Origin of the sequence: Pantoea sp. BR_17 (assembly GCF_041955125.1) — a bacterium.
Classification (GTDB): domain Bacteria; phylum Pseudomonadota; class Gammaproteobacteria; order Enterobacterales; family Enterobacteriaceae; genus Pantoea; species Pantoea stewartii.
Genome location: NZ_JAVAXT010000014.1, coordinates 49,790 through 66,635, shown reverse-complemented (window position 1 = coordinate 66,635; position 16,846 = coordinate 49,790). Strand labels below are relative to the sequence as shown.

At 52.8% G+C, this 16,846-nt stretch carries 13 protein-coding genes; 12 read left to right on the top strand and 1 reads right to left on the bottom strand.

What is annotated here, in order from left to right:
• Positions 1 to 57 precede the first annotated feature (57 nt).
• Genes arnB through arnF form a run of 7 tightly spaced genes read left to right on the top strand, consistent with a single transcriptional unit; the run spans position 58 to position 7,411 of the window.
• Positions 58 to 1,194, top strand: a complete 1,137-nt coding sequence (gene arnB, locus RAC60_RS19125) for a UDP-4-amino-4-deoxy-L-arabinose aminotransferase (protein ID WP_058702544.1) — start codon at positions 58 to 60, stop codon at positions 1,192 to 1,194.
• Complete coding sequence (arnC, locus tag RAC60_RS19120) at positions 1,195 to 2,175, top strand: undecaprenyl-phosphate 4-deoxy-4-formamido-L-arabinose transferase (protein ID WP_033742463.1); 981 nt, start codon at positions 1,195 to 1,197, stop codon at positions 2,173 to 2,175. It abuts the gene before it with no gap.
• The gene (gene arnA / locus RAC60_RS19115; protein ID WP_375094160.1) at positions 2,175 to 4,157 is read left to right on the top strand and encodes a bifunctional UDP-4-amino-4-deoxy-L-arabinose formyltransferase/UDP-glucuronic acid oxidase ArnA; all 1,983 of its coding nucleotides are present in this window, start codon (positions 2,175 to 2,177) and stop codon (positions 4,155 to 4,157) included. Before arnC ends, arnA begins: the two co-directional genes overlap by 1 nt.
• Complete coding sequence (arnD, locus tag RAC60_RS19110; protein ID WP_375094159.1) at positions 4,154 to 5,047, top strand: 4-deoxy-4-formamido-L-arabinose-phosphoundecaprenol deformylase; 894 nt, start codon at positions 4,154 to 4,156, stop codon at positions 5,045 to 5,047. The genes arnA and arnD overlap by 4 nt, the downstream gene beginning before the upstream one ends.
• Positions 5,048 to 5,052: 5 nt before the next feature.
• Positions 5,053 to 6,711, top strand: coding sequence for a lipid IV(A) 4-amino-4-deoxy-L-arabinosyltransferase (gene arnT / locus RAC60_RS19105; RefSeq protein ID WP_058708901.1), 1,659 nt, complete (start codon positions 5,053 to 5,055; stop codon positions 6,709 to 6,711).
• A gap of 2 nt (positions 6,712 to 6,713) precedes the next feature.
• Positions 6,714 to 7,037, top strand: coding sequence for a 4-amino-4-deoxy-L-arabinose-phosphoundecaprenol flippase subunit ArnE (gene arnE / locus RAC60_RS19100; RefSeq protein WP_039339447.1), 324 nt, complete (start codon positions 6,714 to 6,716; stop codon positions 7,035 to 7,037).
• Positions 7,034 to 7,411 (top strand): 4-amino-4-deoxy-L-arabinose-phosphoundecaprenol flippase subunit ArnF, encoded by a 378-nt coding sequence (gene arnF, locus RAC60_RS19095; protein WP_039339445.1) that lies wholly within the window; start codon positions 7,034 to 7,036, stop codon positions 7,409 to 7,411. Before arnE ends, arnF begins: the two co-directional genes overlap by 4 nt.
• 127 nt (positions 7,412 to 7,538) lie before the next feature.
• Here arnF and RAC60_RS19090 read toward each other — a convergent pair whose 3' ends face one another.
• Positions 7,539 to 9,467, bottom strand: a complete 1,929-nt coding sequence (locus RAC60_RS19090) for a methyl-accepting chemotaxis protein (protein ID WP_282499049.1) — start codon at positions 9,465 to 9,467, stop codon at positions 7,539 to 7,541.
• A gap of 587 nt (positions 9,468 to 10,054) precedes the next feature.
• Here RAC60_RS19090 and RAC60_RS19085 point away from each other — a divergent pair.
• From RAC60_RS19085 to RAC60_RS19065, 5 genes are all read left to right on the top strand, one after another.
• Positions 10,055 to 10,597: a chorismate mutase gene (locus tag RAC60_RS19085; protein WP_039339441.1), complete on the top strand. Its 543-nt coding sequence runs from the start codon at positions 10,055 to 10,057 to the stop codon at positions 10,595 to 10,597.
• Positions 10,598 to 11,134: 537 nt separating this feature from the next.
• Positions 11,135 to 12,370, top strand: a complete 1,236-nt coding sequence (locus RAC60_RS19080; RefSeq protein WP_375094191.1) for a carbohydrate porin — start codon at positions 11,135 to 11,137, stop codon at positions 12,368 to 12,370.
• 166 nt (positions 12,371 to 12,536) lie between these two features.
• On the top strand, positions 12,537 to 13,370 hold the full coding sequence (gene licT, locus RAC60_RS19075; protein WP_033742480.1) for a BglG family transcription antiterminator LicT: 834 nt from the start codon (positions 12,537 to 12,539) through the stop codon (positions 13,368 to 13,370).
• Between the two features lie 127 nt (positions 13,371 to 13,497).
• Positions 13,498 to 15,351 carry a PTS beta-glucoside transporter subunit IIABC gene (bglF, locus tag RAC60_RS19070; RefSeq protein ID WP_375094157.1) on the top strand — a complete coding sequence of 618 codons (1,854 nt, stop codon included), beginning with the start codon at positions 13,498 to 13,500 and terminating at the stop codon, positions 15,349 to 15,351.
• Between the two features lie 12 nt (positions 15,352 to 15,363).
• Entirely contained in the window at positions 15,364 to 16,758 is a 1,395-nt protein-coding gene (locus tag RAC60_RS19065; RefSeq protein ID WP_375094156.1) for a glycoside hydrolase family 1 protein, read from the top strand.
• Positions 16,759 to 16,846 lie beyond the last annotated feature (88 nt).

Sequence of the window (16,846 nt, the reverse complement as noted above, 5' to 3'; positions counted from 1 at the left end):
TCAAACTTATCCTCTTTCTTCTGGAAAAAAGGCAAAACAGTTTAAGGACATTACTTAATGGCGTTTCTTCCGTTTTCTCGTCCTTCTTTAGGCGAGACTGAATTGTCTGCAGTGCGTGAGGTCTTTGCGTCTGGCTGGATTACGACCGGGCCGAAGTGTGCTGAACTTGAGCGCGCATTTTGCCAGTTAACCGGCAATCAACACGCTATTGCCGTCACGTCTGCTACTGCCGGTATGCACGTCATGTTAATGGCGTTGGGCATCAAAGCCGGTGATGAAGTCATCACACCTTCCCTGACCTGGGTTTCTACATTAAATATCATCACGTTACTTGGTGCGATGCCGGTGATGATCGATGTGGATATCGATAATCTGATGGTGACCCCTGAAGCTATCGAAGCGGCGATTACGCCGAAAACCAGGGCGATTATCCCTGTCCATTATGCGGGTGCGCCTGCGGATATGGACGCGATCTATGCTATCGGCCAACGCCATGGCATTCCGGTCATTGAAGATGCCGCGCATGCGGCCGGTACCTACTACAAAGGTAAACACGTGGGTGGCCAGGGAAATGCTATTTTTTCCTTCCATGCCATCAAAAACATGACCTGCGCAGAAGGTGGCCTGGTCGTCACCGACGACGCGGCTCTGGCCGATCGCATTCGCAGCCTGAAGTTTCATGGTCTGGGCGTCGACGCGTTTGATCGTCAAACACACGGTCGTCAGCCGCAGGCAGAAGTGATTATGCCGGGCTTTAAATACAATCTGCCGGATATCAGCGCGGCCATTGCGCTGGTTCAGCTGGAGAAGCTCCCCGAAATCAATCAGCGTCGCGCGGCGATAGCGCAACGTTACCTCGATGCCCTTAAAGATACGCCGTTTAAGCCTCTTGTTCCGCCCGCCTGGCAGCATCAGCACGCCTGGCATCTCTTCATTATTCGCGTTGATGAGCAGGCGTGCGGTATGACCCGTGATGCACTGATGCAGGCGCTGAAAGAGCAGGACATCGGCACGGGGCTGCATTTCCGTGCAGCGCATACGCACAAATATTACCGTGAGCATTATCCGCATTTATCGCTGCCTGCCACTGAGTGGAACAGCGAGCGTATTTGTTCCATTCCGTTGTTTCCCGACATGACTGACGATGACGTTGAACGCGTTATCAGCGCACTACGTGGACTGGCTGGGGTTTAAATGTTCGACGATAAAAAGATTGAAAAAGTATCGGTAGTCATCCCGGTTTACAATGAGCAGGAAAGCTTACCGGCATTGATTCAGCGTACCGATGATGCCTGTAAGAGCCTGAACCTGGACTATGAAATTCTGCTGGTCGACGACGGCAGCCAGGATGCGTCCGCGACGATGATCGCCGATGCAGCCTCACTGCCCGGCAGTCATATTGTCGCCGTTTTGCTCAACCGTAACTATGGTCAGCACTCCGCGATTATGGCGGGATTCAGCAATGTCAGCGGCGATCTCATCATCACGCTGGATGCCGATTTGCAAAACCCACCCGAAGAAATTCCCCGTCTGGTGGCCGCCGCTCAGGAAGGCTATGACGTTGTCGGCACGGTACGCCAGAATCGTCAGGACAGCTGGTTCCGTCGTCAGGCATCACGCACCATCAACCAGATGATCCAACGTGTGACCGGTAAATCGATGGGGGATTACGGTTGTATGCTGCGGGCTTATCGCCGTCACATTATCGATGCCATGCTTAACTGCCATGAGCGCAGCACGTTTATCCCGATCCTGGCTAACACCTTTGCGCGTCGTACGATTGAACTTCCGGTTACTCACGCAGAACGTGAACACGGCAGTTCGAAGTACAGCTTTATGCGCCTGATTAACCTGATGTACGACCTTGTCACCTGTCTCACAACCACACCACTACGCATGCTGAGTGTACTGGGCAGTCTGATTGCGATTGCAGGTTTTGCGTTCTCCGTGATCCTGATTCTGCTGCGGCTGTTTCTGGGCGCAGCCTGGGCTGGCGATGGTGTTTTTATGTTGTTTGCCGTCCTGTTTATCTTTATCGGCGCGCAATTTATCGGCATGGGACTGCTGGGTGAATACATTGGTCGTATCTACAACGATGTACGTGCCCGTCCACGCTATTTTATTCAACGTGTTATCAATCCTCAGAAAGACCGTTCTGTACAGGAAACCGAGTAATGAAAACTATCGTCTTCGCTTATCACGACATGGGTTGTGCGGGCATCAATGCGCTGTTGAAAGCAGGCTTCACTATCAGCGCCATCTACACCCATGCCGACACGGCGTCAGAAAATCACTTTTTTGGCTCAGTGGCGCGAATTGCGGCTGAAAATTCAATCCCGGTTTATGCTCCGGATGAGGTTAACCATCCGCTGTGGATCGATCGCATTAAATCAGCAGAACCTGATGTTATTTTCGCCTTCTACTACCGCAACCTGTTGTGTGACGACATTCTGAACTGCGCGAAGCAGGGCGCTTTTAACCTGCACGGTTCACTGCTGCCAAAATACCGCGGTCGTGCGCCATTAAACTGGGCGCTGGTGAATGGCGAAACGGAAACCGGTGTGACCTTACACCGCATGGTGAAAAAAGCCGATGCGGGTGAAATCATCGCGCAACAGCGCATCGCCATTGCTGAAGAAGACAACGCGTTAACCCTGCACCGCAAACTGGTTGACTGTGCCAGTGAGCTGCTGGAAAGCACCTTGCCCGCGATGAAACAGGGCAATATCGTCGCCAAGCCGCAAAACGAAGCGGAAGCCACGGTTGTGGGTCGCAGAACACCAGAAGATGGTCGCATCAACTGGAGCCTGCCTGCTAAGCAAATCAATAATCTGGTCCGTGCCGTTACCGATCCATGGCCGGGCGCGTTTGCGTTTGCCGGCACCACAAAGTTTGTGGTCTGGAAAGCCAAAGTTTTAACGACCGCGCACAACGCTCGTCCGGGAACCGTGCTGTCAGCCGATCCGTTTGTCGTGGCTTGTGGTGAAGGCGCGCTGGAAATCCAGACGGGGCAAACCCCGAACAGCGTTTACATGAACGGTGTTCAGCTGGCGCAACATCTGGGCATGGTAAATGGCGCACTGCTGTATTCTCAGGCTGTGGCCGCCGTGAAGCGTCGCACCCGCGTGTTGATCCTGGGTGTTAACGGCTTTATTGGTAACCATCTGACCGAGCGCCTGCTGCAGGACGACAACTTCGAAGTGTTTGGCCTGGATATTGGTTCCGACGCGATCAGCCGCTTTGTTGGTCATCCGCGCTTCCAGTTTGTTGAAGGCGATATCAGCATCCACTCAGAGTGGATCGAATACCACATTAAAAAATGTGACGTCATTCTGCCGTTGGTCGCTATCGCCACGCCGATTGAGTATACCCGCAACCCGCTGCGTGTCTTTGAGCTGGATTTTGAAGAAAACCTCAAAATTGTTCGCGACTGTGTGAAGTACGGCAAACGTATCATTTTCCCGTCAACGTCCGAAGTGTATGGGATGTGTACCGACAGCAACTTTGATGAAGACCACTCGAACCTGGTCGTCGGTCCGATTAACAAACAGCGCTGGATCTACTCGGTTTCCAAGCAGCTGTTAGACCGGGTTATCTGGGCTTACGGTGAAAAAGAAGGGCTGCGCTTCACCCTGTTCCGTCCGTTTAACTGGATGGGTCCGCGCCTGGACAACCTCAATGCCGCGCGCATCGGAAGTTCGCGTGCCATTACCCAGTTGATTTTAAACCTGGTGGAAGGTTCGCCTATCAAGCTGTTTGATGGTGGCCGTCAGAAGCGCTGCTTTACAGATATCAGTGATGGTGTTGAAGCCCTGTTCAGAATTATTGAAAACAAAAACAATAACTGCGACGGGCAGATCATTAACATCGGTAATCCAGACAACGAAGCGAGTATCAAAGAGCTGGCAGAACGTCTGCTGGAGAGCTTTGAGCGTCACCCGTTGCGTGCCAGCTTCCCGCCGTTTGCCGGTTTCCGTGAAGTGGAAAGCAGCAGCTATTATGGCAAGGGCTATCAGGATGTTGAGCACCGTAAGCCTTCGATCCGTAATGCAAAACGCCTGCTGGGCTGGACACCTGAAGTGCAAATGAATACGACCATCGATAACACTCTCGACTTCTTCCTGCGCACCGTTGAGCTTCAGGACGATAAGGCATGAGGAAAGTCGGTCTACGTGTCGATGTCGATACCTGGCGCGGGACAAAACTTGGCGTGCCCGCGCTGATTGAGGTCTTCAAAAAACACGATGTCCAGTCATCCTTTTTCTTCAGTGTCGGGCCTGACAACATGGGACGCCATTTATGGCGTCTGATGAAGCCGCGCTTTCTGTGGAAAATGCTGCGCTCACGCGCAGCATCGCTTTATGGCTGGGATATCCTGTTAGCCGGGACCGCCTGGCCAGGAAAACAGATTGGGGCAGGGATGCGCGATATTATCCGCATGACGGCCGATTACCATGAAGTTGGCCTGCACGCCTGGGATCACTTCGCCTGGCAAACGTGGGCAGGCGTCTGGAATGAAGAACAGCTTATTCAGCAGATTGCGAAAGGACGGGATGCGCTGGAGGCCATTATCGGCAAACCTGTCACCTGTTCCGCCGTGGCGGGCTGGCGCGCGGATGGTCGTGTTATTCAGGCCAAGCAAACATTTGGTTTTGCGTACAACAGCGATTGCCGCGGTACCGCGCCTTTTCGCCCACTGTTGAGAAATGGCGAGCCGGGTACGGTACAGATCCCCGTGACGTTACCCACCTGGGACGAAGTGGTCGGTCCCACGCTGAGTGCTGAACGGTTCAACGATTACATCCTGGAACAGATCCACGCCGATCAGGGCACCCCGGTGTATACCATCCATGCTGAAGTCGAAGGTATCAGTCAACTCAATGCGTTCGATACGTTGTTACAGCGTGCCCGCGAGCAGGGAATACAATTTTGCCCGCTGAGCGACCTCTTGCCTGACGACCTCGATACATTGCCTGCCGGCAAGGTTGTTCGTGGGCACATTGCTGGCCGGGAAGGCTGGTTGGGTTGTGAGAATTTAACAAGGTAAGCACCATGACTGCCACCAAAAAGACGGTACTACTGGTTTCACTTTTCGTTCTTTATTATTTACTTCCTCTGGAGTTCCGCAATCTCTGGCAGCCTGATGAAACGCGTTATGCCGAAATCAGCCGTGAAATGCTGCAAAACGGCAACTGGATTACGCCGCACTTCTTCGGTCTGCGTTATTTCGAAAAACCCATCGCCGGCTACTGGTTCAATACTGTTGGACAGGCCATTTTTGGTCACAATAACTTCGCCGTCAGGATTGGTTCGGTCTTTTCAACCCTGATGAGCGCCATCCTGATTTACTGGCTGGGTTGTCGCCTGTTTGCTCGCCGTACCGTTGCTCTCACGGCCAGCGTTATCTTTATGACCTCACTTCTGGTCTACGGTATTGGTACTTATGCCGTGCTGGATCCGATGCTGACGTTATGGATGGTTGCGGCGATGTGCAGCTACTGGTTCGCCAGCGAAGCGCAAAATGTGCGGCAACGTATCCTCCGTTATCTGATTTTGGGCTTAGCCTGCGGCATGGGCTTTATGACCAAAGGTTTCCTTGCCCTGGCGGTTCCTGTACTGGCGATCCTTCCATGGGCGATCTGGAACCAGCGTTTTCGGGAACTGGTTATTTATGGCCCACTGGCGATTGTCAGTGCGGCAGCCATCAGTGCACCCTGGGCGATTGCCATTCAGCAGCAACAACCTGATTTCTGGCATTACTTTTTCTGGGTTGAGCATATCCAACGTTTTGCCGAAGACAACGCACAGCATAAGGCACCTTTCTGGTACTACCTGCCAGTGCTGATTGCCGGCGCGCTGCCCTGGCTGGCGTTGTTACCGGGCGCACTGCGTTCAGGCTGGACCCAACGCCAGCAGTCCTCAGGTGGTGTTTATCTGTTGAGCTGGGTCGTGATCCCCTTGGTGTTTTTCAGCATTGCGAAAGGGAAACTGCCGACGTATATCCTGCCTTGCTTTGCGCCGCTGGCGCTGCTGATGGCTGACTATGCCTGGCGTAAAGTGGGTGAGAACACGCGCGTCTTTAAAGTCAACGCCTGGATCAATATCCTGTTTGGCGCGATCTGTGTGGTTACGTTGCTGGTCGTGCTGGCACCCTGGGGATTAAGCCATCGTCCGCTCTATGGCGCACATCAGCTGGTTGCACTCATTATGGCCGTGATCGCGTTTGCGGGCTGGGCTGTCGCGGGGGCTTTCAGCCTGAAATCGCCACAACGCAACTGGCTGGCCGCCGCGCTTTGCCCTTTGGCGCTGGCGCTCTGTGTCGGTTCGGCAATTCCGGAAAGCGTTGAGAATACCAAGCAACCCCAGGTCTTCATCCGCAGTATTGAAAACAGCCTGGCGAACAGCCGCTATATCTTAAGTGATAATTCCGGCGTGTCGTCAGCCATCGCCTGGACGCTGAAACGCAGTGATATCATTGCCTACAGTCAAAAGGGCGAGCTGCAGTATGGTCTTAGCTATCCCGATGCCCAGTCTGCCTATGTCAGCAGCGAGGATTTCCCGCAATGGCTTCAGGCGCACCGTAAGCAGGGCAATGTCTCGTTGATCATGATGCTGGAACGCGGTGAAGCGACACCCACGGATTTACCGCCAGCGGATGCGGTCTATCGCAACGGTCGGATGCTGTTACTGCAATACAATGCGGCTAACTGATCGTGAGTTTATTATTGGTGCTGCTGACCAGTTTACTCACCTGCGCAGGTCAGCTCTGTCAGAAACAGGCGGCACGGCAAACAAACAGGGCTAACCTGGCCGGCTGGCTGCTGGCCAGTCTTATAATGTTAGCGCTGGGGATGGTGGCCTGGTTGCTGGTGCTGCAGCGTTTGCCGGTAAGCCTGGCCTACCCGATGCTGAGTATTAACTTTATTCTGGTTGCCCTGGCCGCACGGTTTATCTGGCGTGAAAAAATGTCGCCTCTGCAATGGGCTGGCACGGTACTGATTGTCGCAGGCGTCGCCCTGATAGGGAGCTACGCATGAAGGGTTATTTGCTGGCCTTATGCAGCGTTTTGCTGGTGACACTCGCTCAGTTAATGCTGCGCTGGGCGATGCTTCAGTTGCCCAGTTTACAGGCCGTGTTGATCCAGCATCCCGTGAACTGGCTGCCGCTGCTGATTCTGTGTGGCGGACTGACTGCTTACGCCTGTTCGATGGTGAGCTGGTTTCTGGCACTGCGCCATCTGCCGCTCAGCCGGGCCTATCCGTTGCTGAGTATCAGCTATGTACTGGTCTGGTTGATGGCAATCAGTCTGCCGCTGTTCGCTGAGCCTTTTCATACAGGCGCGATGGTCGGCGTCATGTTGGTGCTGGCAGGATTACTCTGTATGTGTATTAAGCCGCACAAAACCGACTGAAATGACCAGACCGGAACCGGCGTCGTTATAAGCAGGGCAACAAAATCAGTTCAGGATACGTGTTGCACCGCTCTTTTCAGCCAACCACAGTGACGCCGGCAACTTGCCGGCGTCACTGTTTCCGTTATCAGAACGTTTCCCAGTTGGCTTCAGTTACGCTGGACTGGCGTGCAGACACCACGACTTTAGGTGCCGCGGACGATATAGCCTGACTGGCCACCACACTTTTCTTATTACTGGGTACCCGGAATACAGCAACCGTTTTTTCCAACGCTTCTGCCTGCGATTCCAGTGAGCTGGCAGCGGCTGAGGACTCTTCAACCAGCGCGGCGTTTTGTTGCGTCGTGGTGTCCATCTCTGTCATCGCCTGGGCGATCTGCGATATGCCACGATTCTGCTCATCCGAGGCTGCCGCGATTTCGCTCATAATATCTTTAACCTGGGTCACCGACAGCACGATCTCGTCCATTGTCGTTCCCGCCTGATCCACCAGGGTCGAACCTTCATTGACGCGATTCAGTGAATCGCGGATCAGCGTCTCAATTTCCTTAGCCGCAACAGCGCTGCGCTGCGCCAGGTTTCTGACTTCGCCAGCGACAACGGCAAAACCACGCCCTTGTTCGCCGGCACGGGCCGCCTCTACGGCAGCGTTCAGGGCCAGAATATTCGTCTGGAAGGAAATACCGTTAATGACACTGATAATTTCGCCAATCTTACCTGAACTGGTCGTAATGCCTTGCATGGTGGTGACAACGCTTCGGATGATCTCACCGCCGCGTCCGGCATTGGCAGAAGCCTCTGTAGCGAGTTGGCTGGCGTGATGCGCGTTTTCCGCATTCTGTTTCACGGTGGAGGTTAACTCTTCCATGCTGGCCGCAGTTTGCACCACGGCGGCAGACTGTTGCTCGGTCCGGGAAGACAGATCCATATTGCCGGCAGCGATCTCTGAAGAAGCGCGAGCCACGCTGTTCACGCCGTCGCGTACATGGGTAATTATGTTTTGCAGGCTGTCGTTCATCAGGCTGACGGCCTGCATCAATTGCCCCAGTTCATCACGACGAGCCGTGGACAGCGAGGCGGTCAAGTCGCCTTCCGCTATGCGTTTGGCTACGCTGAGCGTTTCTTTCAACGGAACCGTAATGGAAAGAGTTATTCGCCAGGCGATCAGCAGACTAAGCAGCACACAAATCGCGGCGACAATCGCAATCTGCGTTTCCGCTTTGTGTAATGCATTTGCGGATTCGGAAGCCTGGTAGTTAAAAAGCTCCGCAACGGACGTATTCAGTTTTCCGGCGGTGATGTTCAGTTGTTTCGACGCGGTTGTTTCTACCGCCACGGCTGACAGATAGTCAGTAAAGGCCTGCCTGAGTTGCGCCAAATCCGTTTTCTGCGTCGCCAGCACCGCCTGGATATCCGGGACAGACAGCGCGAGCAACTGTGCGCGCAACTGAGTAACGGTGGAAATGTTGTCGCTGATTTCACTTTTACTGGATTCGGTCGGTTTGTCGACAAAACGCTCTACATCACCGGCGATCTCTTTCAGTATCGATGCTAAGCGCAACACCTGAAGCATGGCCTCAGGCTGAGCGGGAATCGTGATACCATCAAGCCGCTGACCGACAGCCAGCAGATCATTGTTTTGAATGAGGGAGGCGGCAGCAAACGTTTTTTGCGAGGCATTATAAAAAACCTCGCGGTGCGTCTTGTAGTTTTCCAGTTCGTTTGCGGCAGTAGTAAGTGTGTTTTCGCCCTGACTGTCCCAGCTAAAGGTCTTAAGTCTGTTTACCTGTGCTGTTAAATCGTTCAGCGCTTTTGCGTTAACCTGCGCATAGTGTTCGTCTTTCGTGTACTGATAAAGCAGCCGGCTGGTTCGTGCTTCACCGAGTGTGTTGACAAAATCGACAGTAATGTCCTGTTTTTGCGCATTCTCCTTAATGGTTTCAAAGCCTTTAAACGCTAACAGTGCGATGGTCAGGGTTGCAACTATCAGCACAACAAAACTGAGCCCCAGCTTTTTCCCCATTTTCATATCGGAAAACGTACGCGTAATAAACATAATTCCACCCTGATAGCCGGTAAGGGAAATAATTTGCAGCGAGAAACAGGCTTCTACTGCTTAATAAAACTTATCGACTGTTACGTTGAAAACTTTAAAGACGTTTTGAAATAAATCTTCACAAATATGGAGGTGATGCATTTGCACTGTTTTAAAAGAAAAATTAAAACTTTAAACGTCATTAATAAAAGGCATGATAATTAGCTTCCGAATAATAAGAGGCGAGTTCTGTCTGACGTTTTTTACGTTTTCTGGCGTTATGAGAACAAAAATTTTACTGTTTCAAACTTCCATAAATTTATAATTTTATAAAAATATTCAATAGCTTAATCAGTAATCTGATTGATTTTTCACTGGTTATCCGCTCAACTTGTTGACTAAATATTAACATTGAAGCGGCGCGGTTAGGGTGGCCATAATGATAGTGTACGTATTCTAATGATTTATGACCTTCAACCCTGGGTGTGTTTATAATTTGTATTAGTTAATTACAGAGATTAACTAATGTTTCACAGACACTTCATTATTGAGAGGTGCGTTTAATATGATTAATCTTTTTCAACTATTTGGAAACAGGCTAACCAAACATGCAATATATGACCTTTCTGCTGGCCGCCCTTATTTTTAGCGGCTCCGCTGCTGCTGCGCCTGCAGCATCTCAACCTGTCTCTCTGCTCTCACGCGCACTGCATGAAAGAATGCTGCTGATGAAAGACGTCGCAGCGTTCAAAAAAGTGCATAACAAGCCGGTTGAAGACCTGACCAGGGAAAAGGATGTGCTGGCAGAAGCGCAGGAAAAATCGGCTCAGGCCGGGCTGGATCCCCAATCTGTTACCGTCTTCTTTCAGGCATTGATGGATGCCAGCAAAGCGATTCAGTATCGCTACATGGCGGACTGGCTGGCCAAACCTCAGTCGGTCCCACCGGCTAAAGATCTGGCTGAGTTGCGAAAGCAAATCAATCAGTTAGATGAACAAATTCTGCAAGCGATTCATCAGCAACTGTCGCAGGGCAGTTTTTCGAAAAGCGATTTAACCTCTCTTCATCACCAACTGGATGTGCAACATCTGAGCGGGGATGATATTAATAACGTTTTACAGGGACTTGAGCAAATTAAACTAAAGCGGTAACGTGCCGCCAGCGTACACGCGTTAAATAACGAACGACTTCTCATTATATCTGCATTGCAACATCACGCCCGTCCTGTCAGGCGGGCGATGCTGTTTTCACTTCCTGGCTGTTCTGTCGGAAATCCCCTTTTGATACGCGCAGGTAATGCAGTCGTTCTGCTCGGCGCACGGCTGTTTCTTTCGACAAAACTGCTACCTGAATCACATACGTAGCCAATACATGCTTCCTGAAAACCTTACAGATGATAAGGTTTTTGGCGACTGAATTCAGGATTGTTACTGGTCGACAGGCAAAACCTGAACGCGATATGGGATAACCCATTAAGCGTTCGGGTTTTTTTTGGCCTGAAGAACAGGCAACACCCTAACAAACTGAACATTCCCCATTTTCACATATGTATGTTTATCAGGATGTAAAGAAAGATGATAAATGCTCGCTACAAACAGTATGTACTCGCGCTTTTGCTGGTTTCACCGCTATCAGTCGGCCAGGAATGGAATGGCACAGTATTAGGTTTTGACGCTTCTCCCGCTCCCATGCTGGGCGATATGTTGGGTATTCGTAACATCCTTAATGATAACGGTTTTACCTACAATCTGGGTTATCTGAACGAAATCGGCTGGAATGCTGGCGGTGGCTACCATCAAGACTCGCATGTGGCTTATATCGATCAGTTTGCGTTGACCTTCACTCAGGATTTGGCGCGCTGGACAGGTATTCCCGATGCACGAATTGAGGGGAATATCGTCAATCGTAACCACAATGATGACCTCACCACCAGACGCGTGCAGGATCCGCGAGTGAATATCAACGACCTGACGCAGGAAAGCTGGGGCGGCCAGTCCATTACCCGTTTGGGCTGGCTGACCTTTGCGCGCAGTTTTGACGATCGCCGCATCACCTGGCGAATCGGGATGATGAATAAAGTCCAGACCTTCGATCAGATCATTCCCTGTGACTTCCAGCTACTTTCCCAGTGCGGCGGCAAGTCGGCTAACGCGCTCACCTGGCATAACTGGAACGTCCACACCTGGGGCACAACGCTGTCGTATAACGTGACGCCGGCCCTCACATTAAAGGGGGGAGTGATGGAGCAGAACCCGGATGCCTCCAGCCGTCATCATGCCTGGAGCGGGTCGACGAAGGGCAGCAAAGGCATATTACTTCCGTTTGAAATTGAAGCGCGCCCGATGATCAATCATCTTCCCGGAGCGTATAACCTGGGCGTGGTATTCACCAATGCGCCACAAACGGATCTTTATCACGGAAGATCGGGTGGGGCAGGGGCAACAGACCCAGAAGGTTATACACAACGCAATCGTACCTGGTTTGTGTACGCCGGAATGAATCAGCAACTCACGCAGCATAAGGACGATTCGAATCGTGGGTTAAGTGCCTCCGCCAGCATGAGCCTTGCCGACCAGCGTACCAATTATATTCATCAGGTTTATGCCGCCTCAGTGCGCTATCGGGGACTGTTTGACGCACGACCGGAAGACTGGATGGGTCTTGGTCTCAGCTGGATTGATATGAGCACTGGCTATGCCCGAAATCAGCGCTATATGAATACACTTAGCGGGCTGAGTGATCATAACAATCCGATGTATCATCCGGTACCGGGCCATTCCCTGAACGGGGAGTTTTACTATCGCTTCCGTCCTCTGTCGTGGCTGGAGCTACAGCCGGGCATACAGTACTGGCACCAACCGGGCGGCGTATCGCGCACGCAGGATGCCTGGGTCACCACGCTGAAAACCGCGGTAACTTTCTGACCCCACAGCAAAAGTACGATATGTGTCACGTTTTTTACGCATGATACGGATAGGTTGTAATTGAAACTGATAGAGTTCCCTCACTGGATTGTGACTGCTAAAAGCAGGCAAAACCTGATTTTCTGGCTTCTGCCGGATGTCAGGTTTTTTTGTTTCTGGGGTTCCGATGAAAATCGCCAAAATTCTTAATAACAATGTGGTGGTTGCTCTGGATGAGCGTGGGTCCGAACAGGTTGTCATGGGGCGTGGGCTGGCCTTTCAGAAGCGCGCAGGCGACACGCTGGAAACCGCACTGATTGAAAAGGTGTTTGCGCTGCAGAATGACGTGCTGGTGCGTCGGCTAGGGGAACTGCTGAGTCAGATCCCACTTGAGGTGATGACGACCTGTGACCAGATCATCAGGCTGGCAGGACAGCGGCTGGGAAAGCTGCAGGATAGTTTGTATATCACCTTAACCGACCACTGCTACTTTGCGATTGAGCGGCAAAAGAAAGGGCTGGCAATCAAAAATGTGTTGCTGTGGGAAATTAAACGTCTCTATCCCAGAGAATTTGGGCTGGGTCAGGAGGCGAGGGCCATTATTGCCCGACGTCTGCATGTCGATTTGGCCGAGGATGAGGCGGGATTTATTGCTCTCCATCTGGTTACGGCCCAGTTGGACAGTGAAATGCCTGAAGTGATGCATGTCACCAGGATCATGCAGGAGATCCTGCAACTGGTGAAGTATCAACTGCACCTGGAGTACGACGAAGAGTCGCTCAGCTATCAGCGTTTCGTTACTCATCTGAAGTTTTTTGCCCAGCGAATGCTGACCCGCACGGTGGTGCAGGATGACGATGTGTCTTTGCATGCAGCGGTCAAAGACAACTATGGCATGGCCTGGAAATGCGCCGGAAAAATCGCTCAGCACCTGAATAAAAACTATCAGCGCGAGCTGACAACCGAAGAAATCATGTTTCTCACCCTCCATATTGAGCGGGTGAGAAAAGAGGGGCGTTAAGCCTCAACACGGGATTGTTACTGCATTACGCAGGCAAAACCTGAGTGCGGCCTTCTGACGAAGGACGCCCTCAGGTTTTTTTTTAATTCAACAGGTGGCTACAGGCACCGGATGTAAGGAAAACGAGATGGAATACCAGGCTTTAGCGAAGGATATTCTCAGCCACGCTGGCGGAAAAGAGAACATCATCAGCCTTGTGCATTGCGCAACCCGGCTTCGTTTTAAACTGAAAGACAAGCAGAAAGCAGATGCCGAGGGGCTGAAGAACAACCCGGATGTGATTATGGTGGTAGAAAGCGGCGGCCAATTTCAGGTCGTCATTGGGAACCACGTCCATGACGTCTGGCAGGCGGTGCGCAACGAGGCCGGGCTGACTGATGACGCGCCTGTCGTGGAGGAAAAGGGCGACAAGGGCACCTTATCTGGCCGCCTGATCGACATTGTCTCCGGAATTTTTACGCCATTTATCGGCGTCCTGGCGGCCTCTGGTATCCTCAAAGGGTTACTGGCGCTGGCAGTGGTCTGCGGTTGGCTCACCACGGAAAGCGGCACCTATAAAATATGGTTCGCCGCCAGCGACGCGCTGTTCTTCTTTTTTCCATTAGTGCTGGGCTACACCGCTGGGAAAAAGTTCGGCGGTAATCCTTTTATCACCATGGTCATTGGCGGCGCGCTGACCCATCCGATCATGATCGCTGCGTTCAACGCCAGCCAGCAGCCGGATGCGGTGACCGAGGCGTTTCTCGGCATTCCGGTGACCTGGTTTAACTACAGCTCGTCCGTAATCCCGATTATTCTTGCCGCGTGGGTAAGCTGCTGGCTGGAAAGACAGAGTACGAAGCTGCTGCCATCCTCGATGAAAAATTTCTTCGCGCCGCTCATTTGCCTGGGCGTGACGGTCCCCCTGACTTTCCTGGTGATTGGCCCACTGGCAACCTGGCTCAGCCAGATGCTGGCAAACGGTTATCAATGGATCTATGCACTGGCACCGTGGCTGGCGGGCGCGGCAATGGGCGCGCTCTGGCAGGTCTGCGTCATCTTTGGTCTGCACTGGGGGCTGGTACCGTTGATGATAAACAACGTGGCGGTGCTGGGCCACGACTCTATGTTGCCGATGCTGCTGCCTGCGGTCTTCGGTCAGGTGGGTGCGGCGTTAGGGGTCTTCCTGCGCACCCGCGATGCGCGTCAAAAAATGCTGGCCGGATCGTCCGTGACGGCAGGGATCTTCGGCATTACCGAACCCGCGGTCTATGGTGTCAATCTGCCGCTGCGCCGCCCCTTTATCTTTGGCTGCGTGGCGGGAGCTGTCGGTGGAGCTATTGTTGGCTTCAGCGATACCCACGTTTATTCGTTTGGCTTTGCCAATATTTTTACCCTCGCCCAGATGATACCGCCGGGCGGCGTGGATGCCACGCTGTGGGGCGGCCTTTTCGGCACAATGGTGGCACTGGTCCTGAGTTGCGGCCTGACGTTGGTCGCCGGGATGCCAGCGCGCGCAACGCCTAACGGGCACGCATCAGCAGGCAAAAACACGGTGTTATCGCCGATGACCGGCACCGTTCTGGCACTTGACCAGGTACCGGATACCACCTTCGCCAGCGGCCTGCTGGGCAGCGGTGCCGCTATCATTCCGTCTGATAACAACGTCGTTGCCCCTTTCACCGGCGTTGTTGCCTCGCTTTTTCAGACCAAACATGCCATTGGCCTGCTCAGCGACAGCGGCATTGAAGTATTGATTCACGTGGGCATCGACACCGTGAAGCTCAATGGCATCCCCTTTACCGCTCACGTGAAGGTAGGTGACAGCGTGCAGCCGGGCGATCTGCTGCTGGAGTTTGATCGTCAGGCAATTGTCGATGCCGGTTACGACCTGACGACCCCGATTATTATCAGCAACAGCGACGAATATCGCGAGGTAGCGACCGTGACGGCAACATTCGCCAATGCCGGTGTACCGCTAATCTGCGTAAGCCATCAATAACAGGAGAACATAATGAAGACTTTCCCGGATGATTTTTTATGGGGTGGAGCGTTAGCCGCCAACCAAACAGAGGGTGCTTATCTGGACGATGGAAAAGGGCTGTCAACTTCTGACGTTCAGCCACAGGGGGTTTTTGGTCCGGTGGTAGAGCGCGTCGCGGGAGACAGCAGTATCAAGGATGTGGCTATCGACTTCTATCACCGCTATCCGGAAGACATCAAACTTTTTGCTGAAATGGGTTTTAAATGCCTGCGTGTTTCGATTGCCTGGACGCGTATTTTCCCGAACGGTGATGATCAGCAGCCAAACGAGGCAGGGCTGGCTTTTTACGACAGGCTGTTTGACGAACTGGCCGCGCACGGTATCAAGCCGCTTGTCACACTGTCGCATTATGAAATGCCATGGGCGCTGGTAAAGCAGTACGGCGGCTGGGGAAGTCGTCAGACTATCGGTTTTTTTGAACGCTACGCCCGCATTGTGTTTGCGCGCTACAAAGAGAAGGTGAAGCTGTGGCTGACTTTCAACGAGATCAACATGTCCTTGCACGCGCCGCTGACTGGCGTTGGTCTGCCGGAAACCAGCAATAAAGGCGAAGTGTACCAGGCAATCCATCATCAACTGGTCGCCAGCGCGCTGGCGGTAAAAGCCTGTCATGACATTATTCCTGATGCCAGAATCGGCAATATGCTGTTGGGCGGCCTGGTATACCCGCTGACCTGCAAGCCAGAAGACGTGCTGGAAGCGCTACAGGAGAACCGCAGCTGGCAGTTCTTCGGTGACGTGCAGTGCCGCGGTGCCTACCCGGGCTATATGCTGCGCTTCTTCCGTGACAACGGTATTCAGATTGACATCACCGATGCCGACCGCGAGGCGCTGACATCAACGGTCGACTTTATCTCGTTCAGCTACTATATGACCGGCTGTGTCACCACCGATGAGGCGTTAAATCAGCAGGCACGGAGCAACATCCTGAGCATGGTGCCAAACCCGCATCTGGCAAGCTCCGAATGGGGCTGGCAGATAGATCCTGTCGGTCTGCGTACGCTGCTCAACGTGCTCTGGGATCGCTATCAGAAACCCCTGTTTATCGTGGAAAACGGCCTGGGTGCGAAGGATAAACCTGACGCGGACGGCGTAGTGCAGGATGACTACCGCATCAGCTACCTTAATGACCATTTAGTACAGGTGCGCGAGGCGATTGACGACGGTGTAGAGGTGATGGGCTATACCAGCTGGGGGCCCATCGATCTGGTCAGCGCCTCCAGAGCCGAGCTGTCCAAGCGCTATGGTTTTATTTATGTTGACCGCGATGACAATGGGAACGGCACGCTGGCGCGCAGCCGCAAGAAAAGCTTCTGGTGGTATAAAGAAGTTATCGCCACCAGTGGTGCATCGCTGGCACCCTGATCCCGCGCGAAAGGGTGAGTCAACTGAACTCGCCCTGACGTTCCTGTGCCGCTTCAGACCGGAACGACGATACTTATGCGGCCCGCGC

What these genes read in the sequence shown, in the direction of transcription:
- arnB (WP_058702544.1), top strand. Translation starts at nt 58, where the DNA reads ATGGCGTTTCTTCCGTTTTCTCGTCCTTCTTTAGGCGAGACTGAATTG.
- arnC (WP_033742463.1), top strand. Translation starts at nt 1,195, where the DNA reads ATGTTCGACGATAAAAAGATTGAAAAAGTATCGGTAGTCATCCCGGTT.
- arnA (WP_375094160.1), top strand. Translation starts at nt 2,175, where the DNA reads ATGAAAACTATCGTCTTCGCTTATCACGACATGGGTTGTGCGGGCATC.
- arnD (WP_375094159.1), top strand. Translation starts at nt 4,154, where the DNA reads ATGAGGAAAGTCGGTCTACGTGTCGATGTCGATACCTGGCGCGGGACA.
- arnT (WP_058708901.1), top strand. Translation starts at nt 5,053, where the DNA reads ATGACTGCCACCAAAAAGACGGTACTACTGGTTTCACTTTTCGTTCTT.
- arnF (WP_039339445.1), top strand. Translation starts at nt 7,034, where the DNA reads ATGAAGGGTTATTTGCTGGCCTTATGCAGCGTTTTGCTGGTGACACTC.
- RAC60_RS19090 (WP_282499049.1), bottom strand. Translation starts at nt 9,467, where the DNA reads ATGTTTATTACGCGTACGTTTTCCGATATGAAAATGGGGAAAAAGCTG.
- RAC60_RS19085 (WP_039339441.1), top strand. Translation starts at nt 10,055, where the DNA reads ATGCAATATATGACCTTTCTGCTGGCCGCCCTTATTTTTAGCGGCTCC.
- RAC60_RS19080 (WP_375094191.1), top strand. Translation starts at nt 11,135, where the DNA reads ATGCTGGGCGATATGTTGGGTATTCGTAACATCCTTAATGATAACGGT.
- licT (WP_033742480.1), top strand. Translation starts at nt 12,537, where the DNA reads ATGAAAATCGCCAAAATTCTTAATAACAATGTGGTGGTTGCTCTGGAT.
- bglF (WP_375094157.1), top strand. Translation starts at nt 13,498, where the DNA reads ATGGAATACCAGGCTTTAGCGAAGGATATTCTCAGCCACGCTGGCGGA.
- RAC60_RS19065 (WP_375094156.1), top strand. Translation starts at nt 15,364, where the DNA reads ATGAAGACTTTCCCGGATGATTTTTTATGGGGTGGAGCGTTAGCCGCC.